The sequence below is a fragment of the Haloarchaeobius salinus genome (assembly GCF_024464185.1).
Lineage (GTDB): Archaea > Halobacteriota > Halobacteria > Halobacteriales > Natrialbaceae > Haloarchaeobius > Haloarchaeobius salinus.
On sequence record NZ_JANHAU010000002.1, the window covers coordinates 371,157 to 397,271 of the forward strand.

General features: G+C 69.6%; 29 protein-coding genes and 1 tRNA gene. 11 read left to right on the plus strand and 19 right to left on the minus strand.

The annotated features are described in order from the left end of the window. Nucleotides 1-176 precede the first annotated feature (176 nt). A complete protein-coding gene (gene purH, locus NO345_RS08420) occupies nucleotides 177-1,805 on the plus strand; it encodes a bifunctional phosphoribosylaminoimidazolecarboxamide formyltransferase/IMP cyclohydrolase (RefSeq protein ID WP_256298277.1) in 1,629 nt (542 codons plus the stop codon). A 248-nt stretch (nucleotides 1,806-2,053) separates the two neighbouring features. Here purH and NO345_RS08425 read toward each other — a convergent pair whose 3' ends face one another. Then, entirely contained in the window at nucleotides 2,054-2,995 is a 942-nt protein-coding gene (locus tag NO345_RS08425) for a hypothetical protein (RefSeq protein ID WP_256298278.1), read from the minus strand. A 61-nt stretch (nucleotides 2,996-3,056) separates the two neighbouring features. On the opposite strand from NO345_RS08425, the gene NO345_RS08430 reads away from it, so the two are divergent. Together NO345_RS08430 and NO345_RS08435 are read left to right on the plus strand one after the other, a co-directional pair. After that, nucleotides 3,057-3,278: a hypothetical protein gene (locus NO345_RS08430; protein WP_256298279.1), complete on the plus strand. Its 222-nt coding sequence runs from the start codon at nucleotides 3,057-3,059 to the stop codon at nucleotides 3,276-3,278. Between the two features lie 49 nt (nucleotides 3,279-3,327). Further along, complete coding sequence (locus NO345_RS08435) at nucleotides 3,328-3,999, plus strand: hypothetical protein (protein ID WP_256298280.1); 672 nt, start codon at nucleotides 3,328-3,330, stop codon at nucleotides 3,997-3,999. A gap of 1 nt (nucleotide 4,000) precedes the next feature. On the opposite strand, the gene NO345_RS08440 is transcribed toward NO345_RS08435, so the two are convergent. The 8 genes from NO345_RS08440 to NO345_RS08475 all read right to left on the minus strand — a co-directional run bounded on the left by NO345_RS08440 (nucleotide 4,001) and on the right by NO345_RS08475 (nucleotide 9,314). Then, on the minus strand, nucleotides 4,001-4,717 hold the full coding sequence (locus tag NO345_RS08440) for an adenosylcobinamide amidohydrolase (protein WP_256298281.1): 717 nt from the start codon (nucleotides 4,715-4,717) through the stop codon (nucleotides 4,001-4,003). Then, nucleotides 4,695-5,717, minus strand: coding sequence for a threonine-phosphate decarboxylase (locus tag NO345_RS08445; RefSeq protein WP_256298282.1), 1,023 nt, complete (start codon nucleotides 5,715-5,717; stop codon nucleotides 4,695-4,697). Before NO345_RS08445 ends, NO345_RS08440 begins: the two co-directional genes overlap by 23 nt. 17 nt (nucleotides 5,718-5,734) lie before the next feature. Then, nucleotides 5,735-6,313, minus strand: a complete 579-nt coding sequence (locus NO345_RS08450; RefSeq protein WP_256299550.1) for an NTP transferase domain-containing protein — start codon at nucleotides 6,311-6,313, stop codon at nucleotides 5,735-5,737. Further along, nucleotides 6,313-7,086 (minus strand): adenosylcobinamide-GDP ribazoletransferase, encoded by a 774-nt coding sequence (gene cobS, locus NO345_RS08455; protein ID WP_256298283.1) that lies wholly within the window; start codon nucleotides 7,084-7,086, stop codon nucleotides 6,313-6,315. The genes NO345_RS08450 and cobS overlap by 1 nt, the downstream gene beginning before the upstream one ends. After that, on the minus strand, nucleotides 7,077-7,979 hold the full coding sequence (cbiB, locus tag NO345_RS08460; protein WP_368407855.1) for an adenosylcobinamide-phosphate synthase CbiB: 903 nt from the start codon (nucleotides 7,977-7,979) through the stop codon (nucleotides 7,077-7,079). The genes cobS and cbiB overlap by 10 nt, the downstream gene beginning before the upstream one ends. Before the next feature lie 64 nt (nucleotides 7,980-8,043). Further along, entirely contained in the window at nucleotides 8,044-8,673 is a 630-nt protein-coding gene (locus NO345_RS08465) for an HAD family hydrolase (protein WP_256298286.1), read from the minus strand. A 66-nt stretch (nucleotides 8,674-8,739) separates the two neighbouring features. Further along, nucleotides 8,740-9,162 (minus strand): Rieske (2Fe-2S) protein, encoded by a 423-nt coding sequence (locus NO345_RS08470; RefSeq protein ID WP_256298288.1) that lies wholly within the window; start codon nucleotides 9,160-9,162, stop codon nucleotides 8,740-8,742. A 78-nt stretch (nucleotides 9,163-9,240) separates the two neighbouring features. Next, nucleotides 9,241-9,314 (minus strand) — tRNA-Tyr (locus NO345_RS08475). Nucleotides 9,315-9,447: 133 nt separating this feature from the next. On the opposite strand from NO345_RS08475, the gene NO345_RS08480 reads away from it, so the two are divergent. The 3 genes from NO345_RS08480 to ftsZ all read left to right on the plus strand — a co-directional run bounded on the left by NO345_RS08480 (nucleotide 9,448) and on the right by ftsZ (nucleotide 11,579). Next, nucleotides 9,448-9,960: a double zinc ribbon domain-containing protein gene (locus NO345_RS08480; RefSeq protein WP_256298290.1), complete on the plus strand. Its 513-nt coding sequence runs from the start codon at nucleotides 9,448-9,450 to the stop codon at nucleotides 9,958-9,960. Nucleotides 9,961-10,182: 222 nt separating this feature from the next. Then, nucleotides 10,183-10,359: a transcriptional regulator CdrS gene (gene cdrS, locus NO345_RS08485; protein ID WP_089735902.1), complete on the plus strand. Its 177-nt coding sequence runs from the start codon at nucleotides 10,183-10,185 to the stop codon at nucleotides 10,357-10,359. Between the two features lie 2 nt (nucleotides 10,360-10,361). Then, nucleotides 10,362-11,579: a cell division protein FtsZ gene (ftsZ, locus tag NO345_RS08490; protein ID WP_256298292.1), complete on the plus strand. Its 1,218-nt coding sequence runs from the start codon at nucleotides 10,362-10,364 to the stop codon at nucleotides 11,577-11,579. Nucleotides 11,580-11,657: 78 nt separating this feature from the next. On the opposite strand, the gene NO345_RS08495 is transcribed toward ftsZ, so the two are convergent. The 3 genes from NO345_RS08495 to NO345_RS08505 form a co-directional block, all read right to left on the minus strand. Continuing rightward, nucleotides 11,658-12,197 (minus strand): hypothetical protein, encoded by a 540-nt coding sequence (locus tag NO345_RS08495; protein ID WP_256298294.1) that lies wholly within the window; start codon nucleotides 12,195-12,197, stop codon nucleotides 11,658-11,660. A gap of 133 nt (nucleotides 12,198-12,330) precedes the next feature. Continuing rightward, nucleotides 12,331-13,311, minus strand: coding sequence for a tRNA 2-thiolation protein NcsA (ncsA, locus tag NO345_RS08500; RefSeq protein ID WP_256298296.1), 981 nt, complete (start codon nucleotides 13,309-13,311; stop codon nucleotides 12,331-12,333). Nucleotides 13,312-13,357: 46 nt separating this feature from the next. Then, nucleotides 13,358-14,074: an alpha/beta fold hydrolase gene (locus NO345_RS08505; protein ID WP_256298298.1), complete on the minus strand. Its 717-nt coding sequence runs from the start codon at nucleotides 14,072-14,074 to the stop codon at nucleotides 13,358-13,360. A gap of 116 nt (nucleotides 14,075-14,190) precedes the next feature. Here NO345_RS08505 and NO345_RS08510 point away from each other — a divergent pair, with 116 nt between their 5' ends. From NO345_RS08510 to NO345_RS08525, 4 genes are all read left to right on the plus strand, one after another. Next, a complete protein-coding gene (locus NO345_RS08510; protein WP_256298300.1) occupies nucleotides 14,191-14,622 on the plus strand; it encodes a lamin tail domain-containing protein in 432 nt (143 codons plus the stop codon). Nucleotides 14,623-14,815: 193 nt separating this feature from the next. Next, nucleotides 14,816-15,268, plus strand: a complete 453-nt coding sequence (locus NO345_RS08515; protein WP_256298302.1) for a DUF4442 domain-containing protein — start codon at nucleotides 14,816-14,818, stop codon at nucleotides 15,266-15,268. A 133-nt stretch (nucleotides 15,269-15,401) separates the two neighbouring features. Continuing rightward, nucleotides 15,402-17,534, plus strand: coding sequence for a histidine kinase N-terminal 7TM domain-containing protein (locus NO345_RS08520; protein ID WP_256298304.1), 2,133 nt, complete (start codon nucleotides 15,402-15,404; stop codon nucleotides 17,532-17,534). Nucleotides 17,535-17,542: 8 nt separating this feature from the next. Continuing rightward, complete coding sequence (locus tag NO345_RS08525) at nucleotides 17,543-18,196, plus strand: DUF7095 family protein (protein WP_256298306.1); 654 nt, start codon at nucleotides 17,543-17,545, stop codon at nucleotides 18,194-18,196. A gap of 199 nt (nucleotides 18,197-18,395) precedes the next feature. Here the strand turns inward: NO345_RS08525 and NO345_RS08530 are convergent, their stop codons facing one another. The 7 genes from NO345_RS08530 to NO345_RS08560 all read right to left on the minus strand — a co-directional run bounded on the left by NO345_RS08530 (nucleotide 18,396) and on the right by NO345_RS08560 (nucleotide 25,141). Next, entirely contained in the window at nucleotides 18,396-19,496 is a 1,101-nt protein-coding gene (locus NO345_RS08530; protein WP_256298308.1) for an aminopeptidase, read from the minus strand. Between the two features lie 245 nt (nucleotides 19,497-19,741). Beyond that, nucleotides 19,742-20,821: an aminopeptidase gene (locus NO345_RS08535; RefSeq protein ID WP_256298310.1), complete on the minus strand. Its 1,080-nt coding sequence runs from the start codon at nucleotides 20,819-20,821 to the stop codon at nucleotides 19,742-19,744. Nucleotides 20,822-20,896: 75 nt separating this feature from the next. Beyond that, on the minus strand, nucleotides 20,897-21,787 hold the full coding sequence (locus tag NO345_RS08540) for an ArsR/SmtB family transcription factor (protein WP_256298312.1): 891 nt from the start codon (nucleotides 21,785-21,787) through the stop codon (nucleotides 20,897-20,899). 65 nt (nucleotides 21,788-21,852) lie between these two features. Beyond that, nucleotides 21,853-22,656 carry a class I SAM-dependent methyltransferase gene (locus NO345_RS08545; protein WP_256298314.1) on the minus strand — a complete coding sequence of 268 codons (804 nt, stop codon included), beginning with the start codon at nucleotides 22,654-22,656 and terminating at the stop codon, nucleotides 21,853-21,855. Nucleotides 22,657-22,831: 175 nt separating this feature from the next. Further along, entirely contained in the window at nucleotides 22,832-23,668 is an 837-nt protein-coding gene (locus NO345_RS08550) for a deoxyribonuclease IV (RefSeq protein WP_256298316.1), read from the minus strand. Nucleotides 23,669-24,057: 389 nt separating this feature from the next. After that, a complete protein-coding gene (locus NO345_RS08555; RefSeq protein WP_256298318.1) occupies nucleotides 24,058-24,873 on the minus strand; it encodes a lipoate--protein ligase family protein in 816 nt (271 codons plus the stop codon). A gap of 64 nt (nucleotides 24,874-24,937) precedes the next feature. Further along, nucleotides 24,938-25,141 (minus strand): hypothetical protein, encoded by a 204-nt coding sequence (locus NO345_RS08560; RefSeq protein ID WP_256298320.1) that lies wholly within the window; start codon nucleotides 25,139-25,141, stop codon nucleotides 24,938-24,940. A gap of 124 nt (nucleotides 25,142-25,265) precedes the next feature. Here NO345_RS08560 and NO345_RS08565 point away from each other — a divergent pair, with 124 nt between their 5' ends. Then, nucleotides 25,266-26,018 (plus strand): DUF2071 domain-containing protein, encoded by a 753-nt coding sequence (locus tag NO345_RS08565; RefSeq protein WP_256298322.1) that lies wholly within the window; start codon nucleotides 25,266-25,268, stop codon nucleotides 26,016-26,018. Nucleotides 26,019-26,115: the final 97 nt, after the last annotated feature.

A 26,115-nucleotide genomic window follows, 5' to 3' on the forward strand; every position in this document is an offset into this window, starting at 1 on the left:
CGCGTCACTGCTCCCCGACCCGGAAAAAGCGTGTCGGATGCGTTCCCCCACGAGCCGCCGTTTTATGCAGAAACGTGCATATCGTAGTGCCTTCGAGCCATGGAGTATGTCGGTAGGTGCATAGAATACCGGCGGAGACCGCAACTCCTTTTGCCCGGGCCGGACCCACTTCTGGTATGACACGCATCGCTGGCCTCGCCGGCAACCGCGGCCGGAACCTCCTGCACATCGACGACCTCGAACCGGGCGGCGCCGAGCTCGCCGTCGTGCTCGCGACGGCCCCCGACGCCCCGGTGCTGGACGCCGCAGCGGAGCGCGGCATCCCCACCGAAGTCGTCCCGCTCGGCGACGACGAGTCCCGCCGCGACCACGAGCGACGGGTGCTCGACGCGCTCGCGGACCACGAGTTCGACCTCGTCTGCCTCGACGGCTACATGCGCATCCTCTCCGACACGTTCCTCGACGAGACGCCGACGACGCTGAACGTCCACCCGAGCCTCCTCCCGTCGTTCCCCGGCATGGACGCCTGGGGCGACGCGCTCGACGCGGGCGTCAAAACGGTCGGCTGCACCGTCCACGTCGTCACCGACGCGACCGACGAGGACGGCGACGTCGTCGAGAGCGAGGTCGACGGCGGCCCCATCGTCACGCAGGAGCCCGTCCCCGTCTACGAGGGCGACGACCGTGAGAGCCTGAAGGAGCGCGTGCTCTACGAGGGCGAGTTCACGGCCTACCCGCGTGCCGTGAAGTGGTTCGCCGAGGGTCGCGCCACGGTCGACTGCGAGTCGAACACGGTCTCCGTCGAGGGCGACGAGGGCGGCCCCCTCCCGGCACGTCGCGTCGTCACCGAGGACCGCCACGCCGACCTGCGCTACGGCGAGAACCCCCATCAGGACGCCGCGCTCTACGCCGACTACACCTGCGAGGAGCCGAGCGTCGTCCACGCCGACCAGCTGAACGAGGGCGCGAAGGCGCTCAGCTACAACAACTACAACGACGCCGACGGCGCGCTGAACCTCGTCAAGGAGTTCGACGAGCCCGCCGCCGCCGTCATCAAGCACACGAACCCGGCCGGCTGTGCCACCGCCGACACGCTCGCCGAGGCGTACTCGGACGCGCTCTCGACCGACGCGAAGTCGGCCTACGGCGGCATCGTCGCCCTGAACCGCGAGTGCGACGCCGAGACCGCCGAGCTGATCAATGACTCGTTCAAGGAGGTCGTCGTCGCGCCCGGCTACACCGACGACGCGCTCGCGACCCTCACCGAGAAGAAGAACCTTCGCGTGCTCGACCTCGGCTGCGAGCCCGCCGCACTGCGCGAGCGTTCCGAGCCGATGACCAGCAAGGACCTCGTCGGCGGCACGCTCGTGCAGGAGCGCGACCTCGCGGAGGTCACCCGCCGCGACCTCGAGGTCGTCACCGAGCGCGAGCCCACCGACGAGGAGATCGAGACGATGCTGTTCGCCTGGAAGGTCCAGAAGCACGTGAAGTCCAACGGCATCGTGTTCGCCACGGACACGGAGACGGTCGGCCTCGGCGTCGGCCAGGTCTCCCGAGTCGACGCGGTCGAGATCGCCGCGATGAAGGCCGACCGCGACGCCGAGGGCAAGTCCGCCGAGGGCGCCGTGATGGGATCGGACGCGTTCTTCCCGTTCCCGGACGCTGTCGAGAAGGCCGCCGAGGCCGGCATCGAGGCCGTCATCCAGCCCGGCGGTTCGAAGCGCGACGACCAGGTCATCGAGGCCTGCGACGAGCTCGGGATGGCGATGGTCATGACCGGGCAGCGGTGTTTCCGGCACGACTGAGCGCTAGCGAGGGAGTGCCGGAAAGCAGTGAGACGAGCGGAGCGAGTCTCACGCGCTTTCAGACACGATTGAGCGCCAGCGAGTGAGTGTCTGAAACTCGTGACAGCTCTGCTGTCACGGTGCTTTAGACACGACTGAGGCCACAGGCCGAATGAGTGTCTAAAGTCAGCGGGTCGCAGCGACCGAACGACCGCAGGGAGTAAGGTCGACCGTCTCGTGCGATTTCCGGCACGACCGAGGGTCTGTCCTCAGTTCTCCCGCTCGATTGGGACCGTTCGCTCCATATTGCCGAACCCCCAGGAGGCGTCGATGGTCACCTCTTGAGCCTCCCTGACCGGGACCCACACGGTCAGTGACGGACGCCGTTGCTCACCCGGCGGCACTGTCAGCTGTGCGGACCACCCGCCGTCTATAACTCTGTCGTGGTCGACCCGATAGTCGAGTGTCCACGACCGGTCACCGTCGTTCGTCACGAGGAACTCGATATCGACCTCGGCCGGGTCGTCCGCGGTCGCGATGGTCTCTGGGATAGAGGCCGTGACAGAGAGGTCCGGCGTATGGCCCATCGCGGTCCGGATGTGCTCGGGGATCGGGAGTCGGTACAGCCGGTCCGAGCCGTAGAACAGGAGCGCGGCAGTCTCGGGCACCTCGCCGACCGGCAAGGGGGCAGCGAGTCGGGCAGCCTGGCCGTCGAGATTCTCGCTGAAATCCGCTCCGAGTTCGGCGTACTCGAGCGATATCGGGTCGCCGTTCACGGTCACCTCGCACTGGCTGCCGGCGATGATGTTCCTGCTGTCGTAGTCCGACAGGTCCGCGTCGAAGACGGCGTATATCCGGTCGTCACCGCCCAGGACACGTCCACCGTATCGACGCCACGTGCCGAAGTTCGCCTGGGGGCCGACGAACTCTCCGAGCGTGATGGGTCCCTGATACAGTTCCACGTCGTCTCCGGGCTCGACGACGACGGTCTCGGTCGGTTCGTCGGTCGTCTCGGTCGGTTCATCGGTCGACTCCGTCGGAGAGTCGGTCTGCTCGGTCCGTGTCCGCGTCTGGGTGTCGTTGCTGGTCGTCCGAACCGTCGTCCCGTCTGTGGTCGACGGCGGATTCGTCGTCGACTCGGTGGGCTCGTCCCGTCCGGAACAGCCGGCGAGACCGACTGCCAGGCCGGCGAGGAGGGCGCGGCGGCGCATACTCGGAACCGGATTTCCAACGGTAAGTGCTTTACCCCATGGGTGACTCCGTCCGAACACCATGCCGAACGGCAAACCGGGCGACAGCCCATACACCGACGTCGTGACCCACGGGAGAGATGTCTACAGCCCCGAGGTCGACGACCTGATCCGGGAGCTCGACTCGATGGGTGCGGCCATCGACGTCCACGACGTGTTGAGCGAGCACGAGCCGGACCCCGACGAGGACGCGCTCGCGGCCGACCTCCGCGAGCTGAAGCGGGCGTACGAGTCCGACGACTGACCACGCGGCACCGTCCAGTTGAAGTGTCGCGACGGCATACCCCTCCGCAATGGGACGCTTCGGCGACACGAAGGTCAAGGCCCTCACCGTCGGGCTGGTGCTGAGCCTGTTCGCCCTCGTCGGGACGACCGTCTGGGGGCTGCTCCAGGGCCTGCTCGCGCTGCTCGCGCCCGGCAGCCAGCCCCTGCTCGCGGCGGTGGTCGGCGCGGTCGCGCCGTGGCTGCTCGCCTCCGTACTTCTGGTCCTGCTGTCGGGCGGACTGCTGCTCTGGCTCGTCATCGCGCTGGCGAGTCGCATCTCCCTCCCGTCGCCGCGGCTGGAGAGCGAGCGTCTCTCGCGGGCGGCTGCGTCCGTCGAGTACTACGTGCCGGCGGCGCGCGCAGCTGACCTCTCGGGCTGGCTCGCACCCCCCGAGCCGACGGCCGAGGAGAAGCTCGCGCAGGTCAAGGAGGACTACGTCGAGGGGAAGATATCGGGCGAGACGTTCGAGCGCAAGCTGGAGCAGCTCCATCGCGAGGAGGAGGAGCTGGACCGGAGTCGGATGCCCTCTCGACTCGACCGGCTGCTCGACGACGCTGACGCGCGGGCGGCCAGCACCGGCGACGACAGCGCCACCGGCGGTGACGACCTGTCGAGCACCGCCGTCGTCGACGCGACGGATGTGACCGTCGTCGAGGAGTCCGGCGACGGCGACGACGAGCCGGCGACGGAGCAGGCCTGACTCACTCGCCGCCGAGTTCGAACACGTCCGCTCGGGCGTCGGTGCTGACGCCATAGCGCGCGTCCTCGACTCCAGTCGGCGGCTCGTCCTCACCGTATCTCGCCGCGAGCGCCGCCGACACCGACTCACGAACGCAGGCCCGAGCGGCCGCGCCGACACGCGTCGCGCTCCCGGAGAACGTCGTGGGCTCGCCGTCGGGGTCGCTCGCGACGACGACCGCGTCGCTCGTCGTGCCCGGGACGCCGACCGCGTCGAGGAGCGTCGCGGCCTTCGCCTCCGCGGCGACCGCGACGAGGTTCGCGAGCGCGCCGTCGGCCAGCGACCGGGTCGTCCCGACGACGACGTTGACCGTCCCGGGGACGAGTTCGCCGTCGGGGAGCTCGCCGCCGGGAGGGTCCATCGGCAGCTCGGCGGGGTTCGAGACGCCCGCCGTGGCGACGGCGACGACGGGGCCGAGACGTGCGCCCCGGGCGTGACGGGTCGCGACGCCGGTCAGCAGGACGGGCGCGCCGTCGTGGAACTCGGCGGCGTCGAAACCCGCGGATTCGAGCCGGCCGGTGACGAACCGCGCCACGTCGTCGCAGCGCCAGTCCTCGGGGACGGTGACGCTGTAGGCCGCGTCGGCGCGTCGGCGGCCGCCACGCCAGCCCGTCGAGAGCCACTCCGTGCCCGGTGCACCGAGGCGGACCACGCCGTCACGCGTCGTCGGTTCGAACATCCAACACCTCCAGCGCACGGTCGGTCGCCGCGTGGTCCTTCACCGCGACCCTGACGTGCGAGTCCAGCCCCCGGAACGTCCGGGCGTCGCGGAGGACCACGCCCTGGTCGCGGGCGTCGGCCAGCAGTTCATCCACGTCCTGCCCCCCGCAGTCGAGCAGCAGGAACGGCGCGGCCGAGGGGTGCACGTCGAACGCGGGCTCGAGGCCCTCCTGGAGCCGGTGGCGCTCTCGACGGACCGCCTCGCGCGTCTCCCGGACGAACTCGTGCTGGCGCAGGCAGTGCGTGCCCACGGCGGCCGCGGGTGCACCGAGGTTCCACGCACGGCGAGCCGTCGCGAGGTCGTCCCGCGCCGCGCCCGTCGCGACGGCGTAGCCCGCCCGGAGACCCGGCAGCCCGTACAGCTTCGTCAGCGACCGCGCGACGACGACGGCCGGATGGCTGGCCAGCGACGCCTGCTCGGTGTACCCCAGGAACGCCTCGTCGGCGAGCAGGCGGGTGTCGGCATCGGCACAGCGGTCCACGAGCGCGACGAGGTCGCCCCGGTCGGGGAGCGCCCCGGTCGGGTTGTTCGGCGTGCAGACCACGACGACCGCGTAGTCGGTGGGATCCACGTCCAGGATTCCGTCCGACGGGACGAACTCGGGGTCACCACCCTGCAGGCGCACCTCGCGGGCGTACTCACCGAAACTCGGGGCGGGAACGGCGACGCGGTCGCCCGGGTCGACGGCGGTCGCGAGTGCGAGCCGGATGGCCGCGAGCCCGCCCGGCGTCGGCACGACCTGCCCGGGCTCGCAGCCGACGACCGACGCTGCGGCCTCGCGGAACTCGGGGTACCCGTCGTCGGGGTACCGTCTGGACGCCGCGAGCGCGGCCTCGTAGACGGCCGTCGTGCCGGGTGGCGACCGGGGGTTCGTGTTCGCGCTCAGGTCCAGCACGTCCCGGTCGGTCGTCCCGCCGTGGGGCACGCGGTCGGTGTCGCGGACGGACTCACGATCCACGCCGGTCCACCCCCGGGTCACGACTCACGGCTGTCCACCTCCCCGGCGAGCGCCTCGGCGACGGCCGCGTCGCCCGCCCTGTTCACGTTCACGGCGAGTCTGGCATCGAAGTTCACGTGCGTCTCGTCCTCGGCTTCGGGGCCGACCACGTTGAGTCCCGTGGGTGCGAGCCCGTCCATCTCGGTGTCGACGCTGACGCCGAGTTGCTCCTTCAGCGCGACGGGGACGACCACACTCAGGCTCCGTACCGTGCCGTCGGCCGACAGCGCCGCGTCGAGCGCCCGGTCGACCGGCCCTGCCGCGAGCAGCGGCAGGTCGGCGGCGACGGTCAGGACGGGTCCGCCGCCGGTCGCCTCGATGGCCACGCCGAGGTCCGCGACGTAGCCCTCGCCCGGTGTCTCGATGGCTGTCACGTCGGGCCGTTCCGCGAGCCGCGTTCGAGTACTGGGTGCGTTCGGCGACACCGCGGCGTACACCTCGTCGACCCGGCTGGCCCCGAGCGCGTCGCAGACGCGGTCGACCATCGGGACGCCGTCGACTGGGAACAGGGGTTTCTCCACGTCGCCCTCGAACCGGCTGCCCTCGCCGCCACACATCACGAGAGCGTCCACGCGATCACCCCCACGTGGAGCCCGACGACGCGGGCGAGCTCGTTCGTCGCGCCGAACACGTCGCCGGAGACGCCGCCGAGCCGGCTCCGCGCCCAGCCGACCGCGACGGCGGCGACGACGAGCGCGGCCGCGACGGGTGCACCGCCAGCGAGGAGTCCGGGGAGGTCCCCGCCGGCCCACCAGCCCACCCCCGATATCGGGAGTGCGACGGCGACCGCGGCGACGAGCGCGACCACGCCCGAGCCGTCGGCGAGCGCGCTCCCCAACCCCTCGTGGGGTGGGTCCGCGACCGACGCGACCGCCGCCATCGCCGCCTTCGCACCGACCTCGCTGGCGACGACGACGGCGACCGATTCCCCGACATCGAGCCCGGCGACCGCGACGGCACCGAGCGCGAGCCCGGCGACGACGACTGCGACCGCCACGACCGCGCCGACACCCGTCGTCGTGTCCTTCAGCACCTCACGGCGGCGCTCGGGGTCGCCGTGGACGACCGCCGCGTCGCCGCAGTCCGCGACGCCGTCGAGGTGGGTGATGCCGGTGAGCCCGTAGGTGGCGACGAGGTAGGCGAACGCGACGACGGTGGCCGGCGCTGTCCCGGCCGCGACGAACGGCAGCGCGAGGCACGCACCGACGACGTACCCGACCGGGACGGCCGCGACGGGCGCGGCCGTGAAGGCGGTCCACGCGTGCTCGTCGTGGCCGACCGGGAGCCGCGTGAGGAAGCCGACCGCACCCCGGAGCGCGCTCAGAGCCACGCCACCACCCCCGCGAGGATGGACGCGACGACGCCCGAGGAGGCCACCTGTAAGACACCGCGCTGGGCCGACCGCGGCGACGGCAGCGACGCACCGGCGTTGAGCACGTACACGCCCGGTTTCTCGAGTCTGACCTCCAGTGCGGCCGCGACGGTCCCCATCGGCCAGCCGGAGTTCGGCGACGGCACCTCGGGGAGCCACTGCCGGGCCCGCAGCAGCGCCCACGGTCGCCCGGCGACCTGCGCGAGCAGCAGCGCCGAGAGTCGTGCCGGGAGCCACATCACGACGTCGTCGAGGCGCGCGCTCGGCCCGCCGACGGGCTTCGACCGGTAGCCGAGCATCGAGTCCAGCGTGTTCACCGCCTTGACCCACGCCGCGCCCGCCGCCGCCAGCGTGAGCGAGAACGGTGCGAGGGCGGCGAACGCGCCGAGCGGGGCGACGAAGCCGTCCGCGAGGTTCTCCGCGGCGCTCTCGACGGCCGCGCTCCGGAGCAGCCCGGGCGAGAGCTCGCTGGCGTCCCGCCCCGCGAGCGAGCGCAGCGACTCCCGTGCCGCGTCGACGTCCTCGGTCGAGAGTTCGACCACGTGGAGTGCCTCCGCGACGAGCATCCGCAGGCTCGTCGCGACCGCCAGCGCGAGGCCCGCGACGACCGCGCCCGCCCACGGGTCGACCTGTGCCGCCAGCCGGACGACGCCGGCGACGACCCCCGCGGCGAGCAGCGGGAGCGCGACGGCTGCGACCACGCCGACGAGCAGGGGTCGGTTCCACTCCCGGTCGACGGGTGCGACGAGTCGACCGAACCACGCGACCGGGTGGAGCCGGGTCGGGGGTTCACCGACGAGGACGTCGAGAGCGACCGCGACGACCACCGCTGCGGCTGCGGTCACCGGCACCGCGACCACCTCGTACGCGCCTGTCGGCCACTCGACCGCGCCGGCCGGCCCCTCCGCCGCGTCGTCATCCCGACCACCCCAGCTCGTCGGCGAGCTCGGTGAGCGGGACGTCGGTCACGTCGACAAACCGCCCGCCCAGTGCCTCGATTCCGCCGTCCGTCCGGGGGTCGTCGCCGACGTGGACGAGGTCGGCGGGCTCGACGTCGAGCTGGCGTGCCGTCGTCTCGAACATCGCGGCGGTGGGCTTGCGCCAGCCACAGCCGACGCTGCTCACGACCGCATCGAAGTCGCCTCTGGAGAGCTCGGAGCGGACCAGCGTGCGGCCGACGAGCTCCGGCACCGAACAGTTCGAGCAGAGCGCGACCGGGCCGTGCTCGCGAGCGGCCGCGACCGCGTCGACCGCGCCGTCGCGGGTACGTATCTCGGGGTCGAACGCGGCGACGACCGCCCGGCGGGCCGCGTTGCCCGGTGCGTCGACCCCGCGGCTCGCGAGCGCCGCGGAGACGTGCGCCGGGAGCGGTACCTCCGCGCCCTCCGGCGCGTCGATGTGTCTCTCGCGGTAGGCCGCCGCCCAGTCGTCCGGGACCGCCACGTCGCGGGTCGCCAGCTCGGCCGCGACACGCGCCGCCGGGTCGCCTGCCCCGGCGTCGACGCGCTCGACCAGCGTCCCGAACAGGTCGAACGAGACTGCCACTACCGTGAGACTAGCGCAATTCTACTTGAACGACGCGGTCCCGGTCGCCGACGAGCCAGCACCGTCTTACAGCCCGATGTGGGAGGTCGAACTCGGCATGTCGTCGTCATCGTCGTCGCCGTCGTCGTCCGCGCCGCCCTCGTGGCTGAACTCGTAGGTCGCATCGTCGAGGTACACCGTCCCGTCCTCGACGGTCACGTCCACGCCGACGAGCGTCGTCTCCGCCGCCTCGCCGTTGTCGCAGTAGCCCGAACAGCCGTCGAACATCGATCCGTGCTTCGGACAGATGATCTGGCCGTCCCGCATCGCCGCGCCCATCCCCCGGTCGAGCTTCTGTGCCTCGTGCGTGCACCGGTTCACCCACGCCTCGACCCCGTCCTCGCAGGGCACGAGGATGACCTCCTCGGGCTCGCCGTAGGGGTCCCGCGCGGTGAACAGCCACGACCGCTCGTCGTGGACCGTCTCGACGTCCGTGAGCTCCGTCGTCATACCCGTCCGGTGGGAAGCCAGTGGCGTAACTCCTGTGGGTACTCGAGTATCGCTACTGTGAACCGTCTTCGAAAGAAGTCCGCCCTCCCCGATTTGAACGGGGGACAAGTCGATCTACAGTCGACTGCTCTACCAGTCTGAGCTAAGGGCGGGCGCACTCTGACGTAGTCGCCGAGTCCGATTTAAGGGTTATCATTCGTGGTTCCGCGACGTGTAGTACGACGCGTGTCAGACGCGGCAGATAGATTGAAATAGTTGGCGCATAGAACTGTGTGCGAAGCGGGTATGAGTAAGATTACCGTGCGTGCGGACGACGAGCTGGTCGAGCGCCTGGAGGCGCGCGAGGAGTCGAAGAGCCAGCTCGTCCGGGAGGCGCTCCGGGCGTATCTCGACGACGGGTCCACCGAGCCATCGGGCGGATCGTCCGACGAGCCGGTGGACACGCTGGACGGCTTCCTCGCCGAGCGTGTGACCGAACTCGTCGACGAGCGCGTTGAGCACCACATGCGCACGCGACAGCAGGACGTGAACGTGAACCTCCGACTCGAGGGTGCGACGGCGGGTCGGGCGTCGGTGTCCGACGAGCCGGTGGCGACGCCCGAGCACGAGGGGGTGGACCGGAGTTGCGGCCAGTGCGGCGAGGAGCTCGGTGAGGACCACGTGTACTGCCCGAACTGCGGCGAGAAGGCCTCGCGCCGGGTCTTCTGTGACTGCGGCGACGAGATCAGGTCGGACTGGGCGTTCTGCCCGGGCTGCGGGCGTCGGACGCCGGCGGCGGACGTGTTGGACTCCACGTAGGACAGATCCGGGTCGTCGTCACACATGGCGACGAATCGGACCTCGAAATAGGCGGTACCTTTATTATGTATGACACAGTGCATACAATTGCGTAAGACGGGTGTCTTACACACCACGGATTCGGGAGAATACGGGGCTCCCGCGTGCGAAATCGGTGTGTAAGACGGAACGCGTGCGAAAGAATCCCACGCGGGACGTCTTACCCAAAGGGGAATCAGAACCATGGAGCGTGTGACACTGCGAATACCGAAGCAGCAGATCGAGGAGGTAGAACAGATGGTCGAGACGGGCGAGTACCCGAACCGGAGCGAAGCGATCCGGTCGGCAGTCCGTGAGATGCTCAACGAGCAGAACGACCGCTCGAACGAAAAGTCCCAGCGGACCTGGGCCAAGGTGTAACGATGCAGGATATCGTCCAAGAAGCCCTCGAACACGAGGAACGAGAGCAGAAACAGCAGGCCGACGCGACGGGTGACGAGTTCGGCGATCCGCGCATCGTCATCGTCGGCTGCGGTGGTGCCGGCAACAACACCGTCAACCGACTGTACAACATCGGTGTCGACGGTGCCGACACGGTCGCCATCAACACCGACAAGCAGCACCTCAAGATGATCGAGGCCGACACGAAGATCCTGGTCGGCAAGTCCCTCACCAACGGGCTCGGCGCGGGCGGCGACCCCTCGATGGGCGAGCGCGCGACCGAGATGGCCCAGGGCACGATCAAGGAGGTGCTCGGCGACGCGGACCTCGTGTTCGTGACCGCCGGCATGGGTGGCGGGACCGGCACCGGTGCCGCGCCCGTCGTCTCCAGTATCGCGAAGGAGCAGGGCGCGATCGTCGTCGGCATGGTGTCGACGCCGTTCAACGTCGAGCGCGCCCGCACGGTGAAGGCCGAGGAGGGCCTGGAGAAGCTCCGCGAGGAGGCCGACTCCATCATCGTGCTGGACAACAACCGGCTGCTCGACTACGTCCCGAACCTGCCCATCGGCAAGGCGTTCTCGGTCATGGACCAGATCATCGCAGAGACCGTCAAGGGCATCTCGGAGACCATCACGCAGCCGAGTCTCATCAACCTGGACTACGCCGACATGACGTCCATCATGAACCAGGGTGGCGTCGCGGTGATGCTCGTCGGCGAGACACAGGACAAGAACAAGACGCGTGAGGTGGTGAACGACGCGATGAACCACCCACTGCTGGACGTGGACTACCGTGGTGCATCCGGTGGACTCGTCCACATCACGGGTGGCCCCGACCTCACGCTGAAGGAGGCCGAGGGCATCGCGAACAACATCACCGAGCGGCTGGAGGCCAGTGCGAACGTCATCTGGGGCGCACGCATCCAGGAGAACTACAAGGGCAAGGTCCGCGTCATGGCCATCATGACCGGCGTCCAGAGCGCGCAGGTGCTCGGCCCGAGCACGCAGAAGCAGGCCAACAAGTCCCGCCAGGCCATCGACGGCGTCGACGAGGCGGAGTTCGAGGCCCAGCCCGGCGGACAGCCCGCCCAGAACGGCGGCAACCAGTCGCTGAACGGCGGCTCGAACTCCGGCAGCACCTGGGGCGACGGCGGCCAGGACGAGATCGAGCAGAACAACGGACTCGACGTCATCCGCTGACTCGGTATCCGCACCCTTCTTTCGACCCGACCGGGCAGCGGCGGCGCTCGGTCGATGTGAGACGGCAGCCGTCGGTAGTCAGTCCAGCGCGGACGTAAACGTCGTCTCGGAGCGGAACGCGCCCGTCGCGATGGCGAACGGATCGACCGTCTCCTCGCCGTCGGTGACGACCCAGTCGCCGCGCTCGACCCACTCCCAGCCGGCGTCGCGGACGAGCGTCTCGCCGCAGTAGCTACCGAAGGAGCGGACGACGCGCTCGAACGCTCGTGCGTCTGGACTCCCACCGGAGTCGGGGTCGACGCCGACGAACCGGCGCGACTCGAACCGTTCGTCGACGGCGTCGTCGAGCCGCGAGAGGGAGTCGGTCGTGAAGTCGAGGTCGTAGTCGCTCCAGAAGTCGGCACACTCCGCTGCCTCGTGGGCGAACAGCTCGGGTGGGTCCGACGGGCGGTCGGTCCCGACGGGGTCGGGGTCCGGGCCGTCGCCGTCGTCCGACGGTGCGGTGGCGTACATCCGGTCGGGGTCGGCCGCCGGCGTCGCACGCTCTCCGGGGTCCTCGATGGAATCGTCCGACCCCGACGACCGCAGCAGGCTCCGCAGCGTGTCGAGCAGTCCCATGGTCGGCGTTTCGAGGCGCGTCGGAAATCCGTTTCGAGTACGTTGGGGATCGGCGGTGCGGGCGTGTCTTACACGTCACACACCAGGCCGTCGACGCGTCTCACGTCCGAGGTGGACCGTGAAAACAGCCGGTTCAGACCGCCTCGAGGGAGTCGAGCAGCGAGCACTTCCGGCAGCGCTCTCTGGTCGTCGTCGCGCCGCAGTCCTCGCACTCGTTCAGGTCCGGCCCTGCGTCGTCCTCGTCGTACCGATCCGCGAGCACGCCCGCCAGCTCCTCGTAGCCGGCCATGATGGAGTGGCGCGTACCGGGGTGGTTCTCCTCCAGCCCGTACAGCAGCTGCTGGATCTCCCCGCGGTAGGCCTCGCTGGAGTGCGGGCACTCGGTGATGTGCGCCGGGAGGTCGCGGAGGTGGCAGTAGAGTGCGACCTCCTTCTCGGGCACGTCGCGAAGCGGCTTCGCGCGGGGGACGAACTCGTCCTGCTCGCTCCGGGCGTCGTCGCCGTCGAAGCCGCCGATGGAGGCGTCGAAGTGCTTGGCCATCTGGGCGACGTCGCCCTCGAGGAAGTTCATCATCGCCGTCTGGGCCTCGTCGTCGAGGTTGTGGCCGGTCAGCAGCTTGTCCGCGCCGAACTCGTCGGCGTAGCGTTCGAGCAGGTCGCGACGGAACACGCCGCAGTACGCGCAGGCGGCCATGTTCTCGGGGTCGTCCTCGACCACGTCGTCCATGCGGACGCCGAACTCCTCTTCGTAGGTGACCAGCTCGTGGCGCATCGAGAGCTCGTCGGCGAGTTCGACGCAGGCGTCGACGCTCTCGTCGCGGTAGCCCTCGATACCCTCGTGGATGGTCAGCGCGAGGAGCTCGATGCGGGGGTCCTCGGCGAACGTCTCGTCGAGGATGTGGGTGAGGACGACGCTGTCCTTCCCGCCGGAGAGCCCGATGACCCACGTCTCGGGGTCGTCGGGCGTCGCGTCGCGTGGCACCAGGTCGTCCTCGCGGACGCGCTTTCGCACCCGCTTCTCGACGGACTCGCAGAAGTGCGGTTCGCAGAGGTGCGCGCCGGAGTAGGCGGCGTGCATGACGGCCTCCCGGCCGCACCTGGTGCACTCGGTCATCGACGACGCCTAGCTCGTCCGACGGGATACGGGTTTCGCTGTCGGCTCAGACCGCGTCGAGGCCGCAGTCGACCCCGGCGAGTCCGTCGTCGACGGCTGCGAGCACGTCCTCGACGTACTCGTCGCGGCGACGCGAGGAGAACAGCTCGTGGCCGCCCTCGTAGGGTCGGATCTGGTCGGCGTCGGCCGCGTCGCCCACTGCCCGCACGCTGACGACCCGGTCCCGGAGCGAGCAGAAGACGACGGCGTCGTCGTCGACGGCGGGCCGGTTCCGGTGGCCGCGGCTCGCCTCGCGGACGAATCTGGGCGAGACCTTCGACGGGATGTCCGACAGCTGCCGGTCGGTCGTCAGTTCGCCGATGACCGACCGGTCGTCCACCTCCGAGGGGACGAACTTCGCGTCGAACCCGAGTCTCGAGACGAGCGAGAACAGTACGCCCTTCGACTCCGGCGGGAAGTCCCACCACGGGCTCAGGTAGGTCGTCGTCTCGGCCCCGTCGAGGTACGCCGCGATGAGCCCGCCCGTGCTGTGGCCCACGAGCCGGAACCCGTCGAGGTCGCCGACGTACGACTGCACCGGTTCCACGTAGTCGGCGTAGAAGTCGTCGGGGAACACCGGAATCTGGAGCGCGTGGACCCGGTAGCCCGCGTCGGCGAACTGCCCGACGAGCCAGTCGACGGTCTCGTGCTCGTGGCGGTTCCCCCAGCCGAGGACGAACACCAGGTCCGAATTCCCGTCCTCGTTCGTGACTCGTGGTTTCATACCACGCCCGTCGACCCGGCGCGTCATAAACGTCCCAGAACTGTCGACCCACTGTCCCGGGTTTCCGACCGCCCCCGTCGCACACGTATTTGTACCCTCCCCTGCAAGCCGGTGCCATGCACCCGGCGTCCCGCCGTGCCGTCCTGACCGCCGCCGTCGCGAGCCTCGGCGGCTGTCTCAGCACGTTCGACACCGTCGAGCCCCCCGGCACCCACCCGCCCGACGCCGAGCTCCGGCTCGACATCGAACGCCCCGGCGAGAACGGCGAGCGCGTCTACGTCCACAACGACGGCACCACCGACGTGCCGATGCGCGGCTACCTGCTGGAGTACGACGACGGCATCGTCTACGAGTTCGACCGCCTCACGCTCGAACCCGGGAGCTGGGTCGCCGTCGAGTCCACCAGCGTCCTCGAGGGCATGGACCGCTCAGACCCCCCGAAGTTCGTCCGCGGCGCGAACCGCGACGACCGGCTCTGCCCCGACGGCCGCGTCACCCTCGTCGGCCCGCAGGGCACCATCGTCGGCAGTACGACGTGTCCGGCCTGACCCAGCGTTCGTCGTCTGTTACCCGGGACTTTCTGGGCGATGTCGATCGCAGCGATACCATCGACGGGCGGGGCATCTGGCTGTCTCCGCCACACGCGACTCCGTCGACCGAGCACAGCGGCGTCGAAAACACGAGACGACGCGACATCAGTTCCACAGCACTCACAACCTCGAACGGCCTCGAACAGAACCAATGAGCGAATCGTGGCGCACCCGACTGCAGCGGCTCGGGTTCAACCTGTGGCCGTCGTATCGGGGGACGGGCGGACGGGTCCGGTACATCGCCGAGGACTGGCAGGAGGTGAGGGTCGAGATCCCGCGGAACCTCCGGACGCGGAACTACATGGGGACGACGTTCGGCGGGAGCATCTACGGGGCGTGTGACCCCATCTACGCGATGATGCTCATCCAGGCGTTGCCGGACGAGTACACGGTGTGGGACAGGGCTGCGTCGGTGGCGTTCAAACGCCCCGGCACCGAGGACCTGTACGCCCGGTTCCGGCTGTCCGACGAGGAACTGACGACGATCCGGGAGCGCCTGCGGAGCGAGGAGAGCGTCGACCGCGAGTACGAGGTCGACGTCATCTCGGCCGACGGGACGACGCACGCGACCGTCGAGAAGACGGTGTACGTCGGGCGGGACTGACGGCAACAACCTTCTTTGGCGTCTGGGCCTCATACCAGACGATTATCGTCCTTCGTCCCCCCCGTCGGTCGCCGTCGTTCGAGCGGCAGCCAGCCGTGGGTCCGCGGGACGGACCGCTCCGCTGGGGTGAGCGATGGCGCTGCAGCTGACGCCGTACCACCTGCCGCTGGTCTGCTCGCTGGTGCTCTCGGTCGCGGTCGCCGCATTCGCGGTCCGGAACCGGGACGTGCCGGGTGGTGCACCGCTCGCGGTGTTCGCGGCCGCGACGGCGGTCTGGACGGCCGGCGAGCTCGGCAACGTCAGCGCGACGGGGACGGCCGCGAAGACACTGTGGACGAACGTCGAGATCACGGCCTCGACGCTGGTTCCGCCGGCGTTCCTGCTGCTCGCGCTGGAGTACACGGGCCGGCTCGATGGGCTGGACCGTCGACTGCTCGGCGCGCTGGGCGTCGAACCCGTGGTGCTCTCCCTGCTCGTCTGGACGTCGGGCCACGGTCTCGTCAGACGGGTGACCGGCCGTCGGCTCGCCGACGGTGGCTACTGGATCATCACCGAGTCGCTCGGCCCGGCCTTTTTCGCACACGTCGCCTACTCCTACCTCGTCATCGGCCTCGGTATCGCCCTCATCGTGCGGACGTCGCTGCTCTCCCGCGGGGTGTACCTCGTCCAGGGGACTGCGTTCGTCCTCGGGGTCGCCGTCGTCCTCGTGGCGAACGTCGCCTACGTCTCCGGCCTCACCCCGCCGGGGCTCGACCCGACGAACATGGCCTTCGCGGTCTGTAGCGCGCTCCTGCTCGCGGCCATCCGCAGTCAGCGCCTGCTCGACGTGTCGCCGGCGACGCGGGAGCTCGCCCGCGACGAACTCATCGCGACGCTCCCCGACGCCATCGTCGTCCTCAACGAGTCGGACCAGGTGGTCGACGCGAACCCGGCCGCCCAGGAGGTGTTCGACGCGACGACGCCCGACATCGTCGGCGAGCCGCTCGGGGCGGTCGCACCGCCGCTGGCCGATGCCCTCGCGGACGGGACGCACATGCTCACGCTCGAGCGTGGCGACGAGACCAGACACTACGACCTGCGGGAGTCGGGGCTCGACCGGGGCTACGGCACCGTCACCGGCCGTGTCGTCACGCTCCGGGACGTCACCGACCGCAAGCAGACGGAGGAGCGCTACCAGACGCTGCTCGACCGCTCGCTCGACATCGTCACCGTCATCGACGAGGACGGCACCATCACCTACGAGACGCCGTCGGTCGAGGAGGTGCTCGGCTACGCACAGCCCGAACTCGTCGGCGAGTCGGCACTGGAGTACGTCCACCCGGACGACCGCGGGGCCATCGTGGAGTCGCTGACCGGGCAGCTCGCCGAACCGGGCTCCGAGGCGACGCTGGAGTTCCGATTCCTGCACGCCGACGGCTCCTGGCGCTGGCTGGAGGCCCGCGCCCGCAACCGGACCGACGACCCCATCGTCGACGGTATCATCGTCAACTCCCGGGACGTGACCGAGCGCAAGCGTCGCGAGCAGCAGACCGACGTGATGCGCCGGCTGCTTCGGCACAACCTCCGCAACGACATGACCGTCGTCGAGGGCTACGCCGACCTGCTCTCCGAGGCGGCGGTCGACAGCGAGGGGGACACGGCTCCCGGCGACGGCTCAGCCGCCGATCAGCCAATCGCGGAGTACGTCGACGCCATCGAGGAGCGCGTCGAGAAGGTCGTCGAGCGCAGCGACAAGCTCCAGCGTGTCACCACCCAGCTACGGGACGACGAACGCCGACTGGTCGACCCGACCGCGGTCATCGAGGAGACCGTCGACTCCGTCCGGCTCTCACACCCCGAGGTGACCGTCGAGACCGACCTCGGCGACCTCCCGCCGGTGCGGGCCGGAGACGCCTTCGAGGTCGCGTTCGCCGAGCTGGTGGAGAACAGCATCGAGCACTGCGACGGCGAGCCCGGGATCACCGTCACGGCGACGGCCGAGCCCGAAGACGTCCGCGTGCGGATCAGCGACGACGGTCCGGGCATCCCCGTCGACGAGCTCGACCCGCTGCGGAACCGCGAGGAGACGGCGCTCGAGCACGGCAGCGGTGTCGGCCTCTGGCTCGTCATCTGGGTCGTCCGCTCGGTCCGGGGCGACCTCGAGTTCGACGTCGAGGACGGCACGACCGTCACCCTCCGGCTCCCCCGGGCCGACGCGGCGACCGGTGTCAGCGCGTCCGACGCACCAACCGACGGAGCGAGGGCGTTATCCACCTCCGACGAGTAACCGCGGGTATGAGCCTCCCACGCGACGACGCGCTCGACCGCGTCGCGGCCATCCTCGACACGGTCGAGCACGAGGAGATGCCCGTGCCGGTCCGCGAGGTCTGGGTGTACGGTGACGTGGCGCTCGGGCTGGACCCAGTCGACCGCCTCGACGTCTACCTCACGAAGGACATCCTGCTCGGTGGCGACGCCAGCCGCGCCGAGGAGTTCGAGGCCGAGTACGGCGTCCAGGGCGTCGGCCAGACCGTCCGGACGGAGTGGGCCGACGAGCACCCGGAGCACCTGCGTGCGAACGCCAACGGCCACGCCGCCCCCGAGAAGTGCCTGGGGGCGCACCTGCTCCCCGACGAGGAGGAGCCGGTCCACCTGGAGGTCTGCAACGCCAGCTTCGAGGACAACGTCACCCAGCGCCTCGCCGGAGCCAAGCGCCGCGAGGACTGGTCGACGCTGCTCGACCCCCGCGGCGTCTGCCTCTGGGTCGACGGCCAGCGCAGCGACGAGGCGATGCGCAAGCTCCGCGAGTCCGAACTGGCGCTGCCGACGCTCTCCCGGGCGCTCGGGATGCTGGGACTGGCGGACGAGCAGGCGGAGGCGGCCGCCGGCGAACTGCACGAGTGGCGCGAACAGCAGGAGGGCGCGACGGTTCGGGGAGACGTGGTGTAGACGCGCTCCCGCTCGCGGGTCGCTCGCATCTCGGAGACGCCTCCCTGCGTTCGGCGTCTCCCTACTCCTCTACGGCTCGCTGCGCTCGCCGTTTCGGTTCGAGGTTTCTCGCTGGCGATCGAACCCTCGCTACTGCTCGCGGGTCGCTCGCGCTCCCCGCTCGCCTTTCGGAGACGCCTCGCTGGCGCTCGGCGTCTCCCTATCCCTCGAACCCGTCTTCGAACCAGAACGTCCCGTCTTTCTGCACGAGTTCGCCGTCGATGGTGATGCTCGAATCCTCGCTCATGTCGACGATCATGTCCATGTGGATGGCGGACTCGTTGCGCTCGACGTCGCAGTCCTCGGGGACGTTCTCCTCGTAGGCGCGACCGAGCGCCATGTGGACGGTGTCGCCCATCTTCTCGTCGAACAGCATGTTGTAGGTGAACCGGTCGATGTCGCGGTTCATCCCGATGCCGAGTTCGCCGATGCGCTTCGCGCCGTCGTCGGTGTCCAGCACCGCGGCCAGCACCTCCTCGTTCTTCTCCGCGCTGTAGTCCACGACCTCGCCGTCCTCGAACTCCAGGTGCACGTCCTGCACCTCCCGCCCGTGGGCCATCAGCGGCATGTCGAACAGCACCTCGCCCTCGACGCTGTCGGGCACCGGTGCGGTGAACACCTCGCCACCGGGGAGGTTGTTCTCTGCGTGGTCGTTCTTCCCGACGGTGCCCTCGATGCTCATCACGATGTCCGTGGCGTCACCCGAGACGATGTGGACCTCGCTGCCCTCGTCGAGCCTTTCGGCCATCGGCTGCTGGAACTCGCGCTGTTCGTCCCAGTCCTTGTTGATGGCGTTCCAGACGAACTCCTCGTACGCTTCGGTGCTCATCTCGGCGTCCTGTGCGTTCCCCGGGGCGGGGTACTGCGTGCCGACCCAGCGTTTCTCCATCATCTGGGACTGGATGGGCTGGAACAGCGTCGCCATCGCCGTGTTCTTCTCCGGCGGGATGTCGCCCTGCTCGTGGGTGTTCCGCGCCGCCCGGATCCCCACAGTGGCGTCGACGTGCTCGACCATCGCCGCCAGCGTGTCCGGGACGTCGTCGTAGTTCTCGGGGTCCATCGCGTGCATGAACGCCCGATGCGCCCGCGACGGCCGACTCCACACGACGGGGAACGCGCCCCGTTTGCCGATCTCCTCGTGGAGCGCGATGAGCAGGTCCTCGGCGAGTTCGCCGCCGGAGAGGAGGACCTCGTCGCCCTCCTGCAGGTCGATGGAGTGCTCGACGATGATGCGTGCGTGTTCGCGGACTCTGTCGTCCATACAGCCGTGGTCGCCGCGTCGGCGGATAATGGTTTTCAGAACGATTGTTCTGTATAGCAATTGATGGTTTGTCGCCGGCGTCCCGACTACTCGAACCCGTCTTTCACGGCTCGCTGGCGCTCGCCGTTCCAGTACGCGGTTCTCGCTCGCTAGCGCTCACTCCGAACCGCGCTACTGCTCACGGGTCGTTCCTCCCCGCTCGCGTCTCGGAGATTCTCACTCGCTAGCGCTCGCTCCGAATCTCCCTACTCCTCGAACACGAACGTCCCGTCGCGCTGGACGACTTCACCGTCGACCTCGATGAACGAGTCCTCGCTCATGTCGACGATCATGTCCATGTGCATCGCGCTCTCGTTGAACGGCTGGCCGTCGGGCACGGTGTGCTCGATGGCCTGCCCGATGGCGAGGTGGATGGTGTCGCCCATCTTCTCGTCGAACAGGACGTTGTAGGTGAACCGGTCGATGTCGCGGTTCATGCCGATACCGAGCTCGCCCAGCCGACGCGCACCCTCGTCCGTGTCCAGTACGGCACCGAGCACGTCCTCGTTCTTCTCGGCGGCGTGCTCGACGACCTCGCCGCCCTCGAAGCGGAGCCAGGCGTCCTCTATCTCGCGGCCCTGCGCCATCAGCGGCTTGTCGAACAGCACCTCGCCCTCGACGCTGTCGGGCACCGGCGCGGTGTACACCTCGCCGCCGGGCAGGTTGAGTTCGGCGTAGTCGTTCGCGGTGACCATGCCGTCGACGCTCATCCGGATGTCGGTCGTCTCGCCGGAGACGATGCGGACCTCGTCGGCTGGGTCCAGGATCTCGACCATGTTCGCCTGGAACTCGCGCTGTTCGTCCCAGTCCTTGTTGACGGCGTCGTAGAGGAACTCCTCGTAGGCGGCGGTGCTCATCTCGGCGTCCTGTGCGTTGCCCGGGGCAGGATACTGCGTCCCCACCCAGCGCTTGCCCATGCGCTCCACCTGGACCGGCTTCCAGGCCTGTGCCAGCGCGCCACGGGTCTCGGGGTCCACGTCGCCCGTCTCGCTCGTGTTCTCGTCGGCGCGGACGATGATGACCACGTCGGTCTCCTCCATCTCCGCGAGCTTGTGCTCGGGCAGGCTGAACTCCCCGGGGTCCGAGGCGCGCATGAACGCCCGGCTCGCTCGCGAACTGCTCATGCTGTAGGTCGGGTTCGCACCCTTCTCGCCCAGTTTCTCCGCGATGGCGACGACCAGGTTCTCGGCGACCGGCGGTGCGCTGACGATGACGTTGTCGTCTTCCTCGACCTGCGTGGAGTGCTCGACGATGATCTCTGCGTGCTGTCGGACTCGTGGGTCCATGTCCGAGTGGTATCGCGTCGGGATGGTAAGGGTTTCCAGAAGGAACGTTCTGTCACGCAACGAACCGGTCGGCGCTCAGATGGGGGTTCGCTCGGTGGCGACGACGACGCCGCGTTCGTCGAGGATGAGGTCGAGCCGTTCGTCGTCGACCTCGACACGCACCCGGTACCGCGGCGGGCCCTCGTCCGTCTGGACCGTCTCGCCATCGGTGAGGAACGGGAGCGTCCACGGGAGCCGGTCGGCCACGTCGATACCGTGGTCGTCGCAGAACGCGATGAACGTCTGGTCGCGGAGCACCACGACGCCGGCCGACGAGCGGGTGAACGCGCCGCAGCGCTCGCAGCTGGTCCGGAACGTGTAGTCGATGTCGGCGTCGTCGGGAGCCGCGACGATCTCGCGCTCGACCCGTCCAGTGCACTCGTGACAGATACCGCCGACGAGCAGTTCGATGCGGGCGTACGTCGTCCGCGTCGCGAGCGCGACGAGCTCGCGCATCGACCGGTCGGTCGCGGCTCCCGGCGGCACCGTCGTGCGGAGGATGGTGTGATCGTTCTCGCAGCCGACGTCGAGGTCGCCGCTGTCGAACCGGGCGACGAGCTCGGCGTCGCACCTCGTGCACGTATCGCCGAGTGGTTCCGGGTCGAGTTCGACGTCCGTGTCGTACGTGCCCCCGAGGATCGCTCCGACGACCTCGCGCCCGGCGTAGGTGAGCAGGTAGCCCTCGTCGGTCTCCTCGACGAACCGGCCGCGGAGCTTCCCGAGGTGGTAGTTGAACCGTCCCGAGTCGGTGACGCCGGTGCGGTCGCGGAGTTCGGAGAACGTCATCGCGCGGTTCTCGGGGTCCTCGCGTCGTGCCTCGACGAACGCCTCCAGGATGGCCACGCGCGTCTCGTCCCCCAGCGCGGCGAAGGCGTCGGACACCGGCGCGTCGTCGGCTGCCACCCCCTCTGCCGTGTCGTCGCTCATGTCGGACCGGTCGCCGTGGCGTATCAAAAGCGTCCCGGCGGGCGGCAGCTCCCGGCACGAGCGGCCTACTCGTCGCCGGCGACGCGCCCGGCCGTCACGTAGAACGGCACCGTCTCGACCCGTCGGTAGTCGCCGTCGGCGGCCTGCGCGGCGGCCTCGCGACCCATCTCGCGCCAGGACTCCCGGAGGTCGTCGTACTCGGCGTCGGACAGCGTCGCCCGCAGGCTCGCCTCGTCGCTCGCCAGTCCCGCGCCGCTGGCCTTCTTCGCGACGGCCCGGAGGTCCGCCTCGTCGTACGGCGGTGCGAGCGTCCGGACGTGCTCGTACCGCCGCGTCTCCACGTCGACCAGCCCGGCGGTTTCGAGGAGTCCAGCCGCGTCGCTCCCGAGTGCGGGGTCCACCTCGCTGCCGGCGATGTACGCCGCTCGCGCCGCCCGCGCCAGCCCGGCCTCGCGGTCGACCGTCGACTCCACGGTGACGGCGGCGTTGTCCGGCTCCACGACCGCCACCCGCTTCCCGGCGACCCTGGCGAACTCCCGCACCGCGACGGCCGGGTCGGGGAGGTTCACCAGCAGCGCCTGGCAGGTCACGAGGTCGAACGCGCCGTCGCGGAACGGGAGCCGCGTCGCGTCCCCCGCCACGACCGGGACGAACTCGCGGGCCACCGCCAGCAGCGCCGGGTCGGCGTCACAGCCCACGACCCGCCCCGCCGTCTCCTCGGCGAGCACCCGCGAGAACTCGCCCGTGCCACAGCCCACGTCGAGCACGTCGTCGGCGCGCCCGAGTTCGAGTGGGTCGAGCGCCGCCCGCGAGTCCGCCCACATCCCGCTGCGGGTGTGTTCGAGGTACTCCGCGTCGAATCGTCGCACGGACGGGCTTGGAGAGCACGGGTGAAAAGCGATTGGAAGCGGGGCGGGAGCCGGTAGCGATGGTGGCGGAGCAGCCGGCAGACGCGACTCGCGGGCCCGGGAGTCGAGAACCTCGGGGCTCTCCGGCTGTTCGTCGGGCTTCGTCACCATCCGAAACCGAGCCGAAGAACCAGTCTCAGACGTCGTCCCGGAGCTCCCGGACCTTGTCGACGTTCCAGGCGAAGCTCCGGCCGTCCTCGGTCGGGGTCTCCAGCACGAGCGGCACGTCGCGAACCTGCTCGTGGTTGACGAACGCGCGCATGCCGTCGTCGCCGATGTAGCCGTCGCCGATGTGGGCGTGTTCGTCCTTGTTGGTGCCGCACTCGTGCTTGGAGTCGTTGAGGTGGACGCAGGCCAGTTTCTCCGCGCCGACGACGTCGTCGAACTCGGCCATCGTCTCCGCGACGGCCTCGGGCGTGGAGAGGTCGTAGCCCGCGGCGAACATGTGCGCGGTGTCGAGACACACCTCGAGGTCGTGGTCGGACTGCTCGAGGACGCTCGTGAGGTGCTCGAACTGGCCGCCGAGCTTGGTGCCCGAGCCGGCGTCGGACTCGACGAGCACGGTGACGCCGTCGGGGACGTCGAGTTCGTCGAGCGCGCTCGCGGCGTTCGCGATGCCGCCCTCGACGCCCGCGCCGGTGTGCGCGCCGAGGTGGACGTTCACGTAGTCGATGTCCAGTTCGGCGGCGGCGTCGACCTCCTGCTGCATGGAGTCGATGGACTTCTCGCGCAGGCCGTCCTTGGGCGTACAGAGGTTCACGAGGTAGGAGGCGTGGATGACCCACGGCCCCGCCAGCGACTCAGCGGTTCCCTCGCGGAAGGCTGTGGCCTCGTCGTCCTCGATGCTGCCGTGGTCCCACACCTGCGGGGAGTGGGTGAAGATCTGTCCGCAGTTGCCGCCGATCTCGAGCTGGTTCTCGACCGCGTTGTCGACACCGCCCGCGATGGAGACGTGTGCGCCTACCTTGACCATATTCTGCCGTAGTGGTACCCGTTCAAAGTGGCTTCGGAAGCGGTTGAATAGAGGATTGGTAGATAACTGCGCTTGGATTCCCATCAGTCAGAAAGCCCCCGTCAGCTCGCCGCCTGCGACTCGCTGTGGTCCTCGTCCCTGCGGTCCTTGCGTCGTCTCGGCTGGCGAGCTGACGGCCCCTTTCAGCCCCACCCGACCGCAACCGCACCTCACGCCTCCCCAGCCGATTGCGATGCTCGCTGCGCTGCGCTTCTCATCCCTCGCGCGAGCTTAGACGAGACGCGCTCGCTTCGCTCGCGCAGTCTCGCCAGTCCGCGCGCCACCCGGCTGGTCAGTCGTCGCTGCAGGCGAAAGTTCCCAATATCCGGCTGCCCCCGTCCGAAAACGGTCTACCGCGAGTCGTCCCGGTCGCGCACCCACGCGTCGGCGGCGTACTTCGACTCGGCCAGCTCCGCGGCGGCGTCGAGTTCGCCCTCGGTCCAGGCTCCCTCGTCCGCGGCCGCCCAGTCCGCAAGCGAGTCCTCCAGCGCGGCGACGAACGTCTCGCGGTCGACGTCGGCCTGCTGGCGGACACCGGTGACGCGCTCGCGGAACTGTTCGGGGGTCACGTCGTGGTCGGCGAACACGCCGAGGTGGCGGTCGGGCGCGAGGTCGAAGGAGATGGAGCCGTGCTGGATGACGGCGTCTCGCTGGCGGTACTGGGCGTTACCGGAGAGCTTCCGGGGCTCGTCGTCGCCGTAGGCGAGCACGTCGTGGGCGGGGTGGATGCCCCGGAGGTAGCAGGCGGGCTGGTGGATGCGGGGGTACTCCTCGTCGGCGAAGTCGGCGTCCACGCCCACGGACCGGATGGCGTCGAGGACGGGTTCACAGAGCAGTTCGTAGCAGTCCATGAGCGAGCCCGGCAGCTCGTCGGCGGGCGCGATGATGCTGTAGGAGACGTCGGCGTGGCTGTCGTGGTAGATGCCGCCGCCGCCGGTCTGCCGGCGCGTCACGTCGATGCCCTCGCGCTCGCAGAACGCCCAGTCGACGCTCTCTTCGGCCTGCTGGTAGCCCATCGAGAGGCAGCTGGGCTCCCACCGGTAGACGCGGAGCGTGCGGACGCCGTCGGTCGTGGCCGACGCTGCCGCGACCTCGTCCAGCGCCATGTTCGTCGGGCCGTCGCGTGACTCCTCGCGTATCAGTCGCCACTCCCTGTCCGCAAGCATACCTGCGGGTTCGTGGGGTCGGGGCAAAGGCGTTGCGTGACGTCTCACCCCATGCGGCAGGGCGCTACCCGGCGTCGGTGTCGGGTGCCTCGACGGCCTCACCGAGCCCGTCGTCCCGGGCGGTCCGCTCGACGTACGACTCGATCTCGTCGTCGACCTGGCGCTCCGTCTCGGCAGCACTCTCGTCCTGCTCGTCGACGAACTCCGTCTCGCCGGTCACCTTCTGGAACAGTGCGCTGTAATCCGAAACTGACTGTGATTTGGACATCGGTGGTTCCTCCGTACCGTCGGGTACGGACGGACGGGCTTGGGGACCCTACCTACCTGGTTTGGCCCGCGCTGGACACCGTGCTCCCCAAAGGTGTTTCACACTGCAAGTCCCAGCGAGCGGCATGCGCTGGGTGCCGACGTTCCGTGGGGTCATCGACCGTCGCATCCTCGTGAACTTCGCCGTCGAGCCCGCGGCACTCGACCCGGTTCTCCCCGACCGCTTCCGTCCCCGAACCGTCGACGGCCCGGCGGGCGAGCGTGCCATCGGTGGGGTCTGCTGTATCCGTCTGACGGCGATGCGGCCGCGTGGACTCCCGGCGGCGATTGGCGTCACCGCCGAGAACGCGGCCCACCGCATCGGCGTCGAGTGGGAGGGCGACGACGGTGAGACGCGATCGGGCGTGTACGTCCCCCGTCGGGACACCTCCTCGCGCCTCGTCAGCGTCTTCGGCTCGCGGAGCTTCGGCCGGCACCACCACGCCGACTTCGCGGTCAGCGAAGGCGACGGTCGCTACCAGCTCCGGATGGCGAACGTCGCCCACGACGTGACCGTCGAGGTCGACGCCACGGCGACGGACGGACTGCCCGAGGGGAGTGTCTTCCCCGACCTGGCGGCGGCGTCAGCCTACCACGAGTGCGGGGCCGTCGGCTACTGTCCGACCCCGAGCGGCGACCGGCTCGCGGGCGTCGAACTCGCCACCGACGAGTGGCACGTCGAGCCGCTCTCGGTGGCCTCTGTCCGCGCCAGCTTCTTCGAGCAGCTCCCCGACGATGCCGTCGCCTTCGACAACGCGCTGTTGATGCGCGACATCGGCCACGAGTGGCGTCCGCGACGGTCGTTCACGGTCGAGCAGTCGCCCCCTCCGGAACGGTGATGCGTGTCCTCGTCGAGTTTCGCGTCGACTGACGGGACCGCCAGGTCCTGATATCCGCACTCGGAATGGGTCCGGTGCCGGGATTTTGGGTTCCACC

What these genes read in the sequence shown, in the direction of transcription:
- purH (WP_256298277.1), top strand. Translation starts at nt 177, where the DNA reads ATGACACGCATCGCTGGCCTCGCCGGCAACCGCGGCCGGAACCTCCTG.
- NO345_RS08425 (WP_256298278.1), bottom strand. Translation starts at nt 2,995, where the DNA reads ATGCGCCGCCGCGCCCTCCTCGCCGGCCTGGCAGTCGGTCTCGCCGGC.
- NO345_RS08430 (WP_256298279.1), top strand. Translation starts at nt 3,057, where the DNA reads ATGCCGAACGGCAAACCGGGCGACAGCCCATACACCGACGTCGTGACC.
- NO345_RS08435 (WP_256298280.1), top strand. Translation starts at nt 3,328, where the DNA reads ATGGGACGCTTCGGCGACACGAAGGTCAAGGCCCTCACCGTCGGGCTG.
- NO345_RS08440 (WP_256298281.1), bottom strand. Translation starts at nt 4,717, where the DNA reads ATGTTCGAACCGACGACGCGTGACGGCGTGGTCCGCCTCGGTGCACCG.
- NO345_RS08450 (WP_256299550.1), bottom strand. Translation starts at nt 6,313, where the DNA reads ATGTGTGGCGGCGAGGGCAGCCGGTTCGAGGGCGACGTGGAGAAACCC.
- NO345_RS08470 (WP_256298288.1), bottom strand. Translation starts at nt 9,162, where the DNA reads ATGACGACGGAGCTCACGGACGTCGAGACGGTCCACGACGAGCGGTCG.
- NO345_RS08480 (WP_256298290.1), top strand. Translation starts at nt 9,448, where the DNA reads ATGAGTAAGATTACCGTGCGTGCGGACGACGAGCTGGTCGAGCGCCTG.
- cdrS (WP_089735902.1), top strand. Translation starts at nt 10,183, where the DNA reads ATGGAGCGTGTGACACTGCGAATACCGAAGCAGCAGATCGAGGAGGTA.
- ftsZ (WP_256298292.1), top strand. Translation starts at nt 10,362, where the DNA reads ATGCAGGATATCGTCCAAGAAGCCCTCGAACACGAGGAACGAGAGCAG.
- NO345_RS08495 (WP_256298294.1), bottom strand. Translation starts at nt 12,197, where the DNA reads ATGGGACTGCTCGACACGCTGCGGAGCCTGCTGCGGTCGTCGGGGTCG.
- ncsA (WP_256298296.1), bottom strand. Translation starts at nt 13,311, where the DNA reads ATGACCGAGTGCACCAGGTGCGGCCGGGAGGCCGTCATGCACGCCGCC.
- NO345_RS08505 (WP_256298298.1), bottom strand. Translation starts at nt 14,074, where the DNA reads ATGAAACCACGAGTCACGAACGAGGACGGGAATTCGGACCTGGTGTTC.
- NO345_RS08510 (WP_256298300.1), top strand. Translation starts at nt 14,191, where the DNA reads ATGCACCCGGCGTCCCGCCGTGCCGTCCTGACCGCCGCCGTCGCGAGC.
- NO345_RS08515 (WP_256298302.1), top strand. Translation starts at nt 14,816, where the DNA reads ATGAGCGAATCGTGGCGCACCCGACTGCAGCGGCTCGGGTTCAACCTG.
- NO345_RS08520 (WP_256298304.1), top strand. Translation starts at nt 15,402, where the DNA reads ATGGCGCTGCAGCTGACGCCGTACCACCTGCCGCTGGTCTGCTCGCTG.
- NO345_RS08525 (WP_256298306.1), top strand. Translation starts at nt 17,543, where the DNA reads ATGAGCCTCCCACGCGACGACGCGCTCGACCGCGTCGCGGCCATCCTC.
- NO345_RS08530 (WP_256298308.1), bottom strand. Translation starts at nt 19,496, where the DNA reads ATGGACGACAGAGTCCGCGAACACGCACGCATCATCGTCGAGCACTCC.
- NO345_RS08535 (WP_256298310.1), bottom strand. Translation starts at nt 20,821, where the DNA reads ATGGACCCACGAGTCCGACAGCACGCAGAGATCATCGTCGAGCACTCC.
- NO345_RS08540 (WP_256298312.1), bottom strand. Translation starts at nt 21,787, where the DNA reads ATGAGCGACGACACGGCAGAGGGGGTGGCAGCCGACGACGCGCCGGTG.
- NO345_RS08550 (WP_256298316.1), bottom strand. Translation starts at nt 23,668, where the DNA reads ATGGTCAAGGTAGGCGCACACGTCTCCATCGCGGGCGGTGTCGACAAC.
- NO345_RS08555 (WP_256298318.1), bottom strand. Translation starts at nt 24,873, where the DNA reads ATGCTTGCGGACAGGGAGTGGCGACTGATACGCGAGGAGTCACGCGAC.
- NO345_RS08560 (WP_256298320.1), bottom strand. Translation starts at nt 25,141, where the DNA reads ATGTCCAAATCACAGTCAGTTTCGGATTACAGCGCACTGTTCCAGAAG.
- NO345_RS08565 (WP_256298322.1), top strand. Translation starts at nt 25,266, where the DNA reads ATGCGCTGGGTGCCGACGTTCCGTGGGGTCATCGACCGTCGCATCCTC.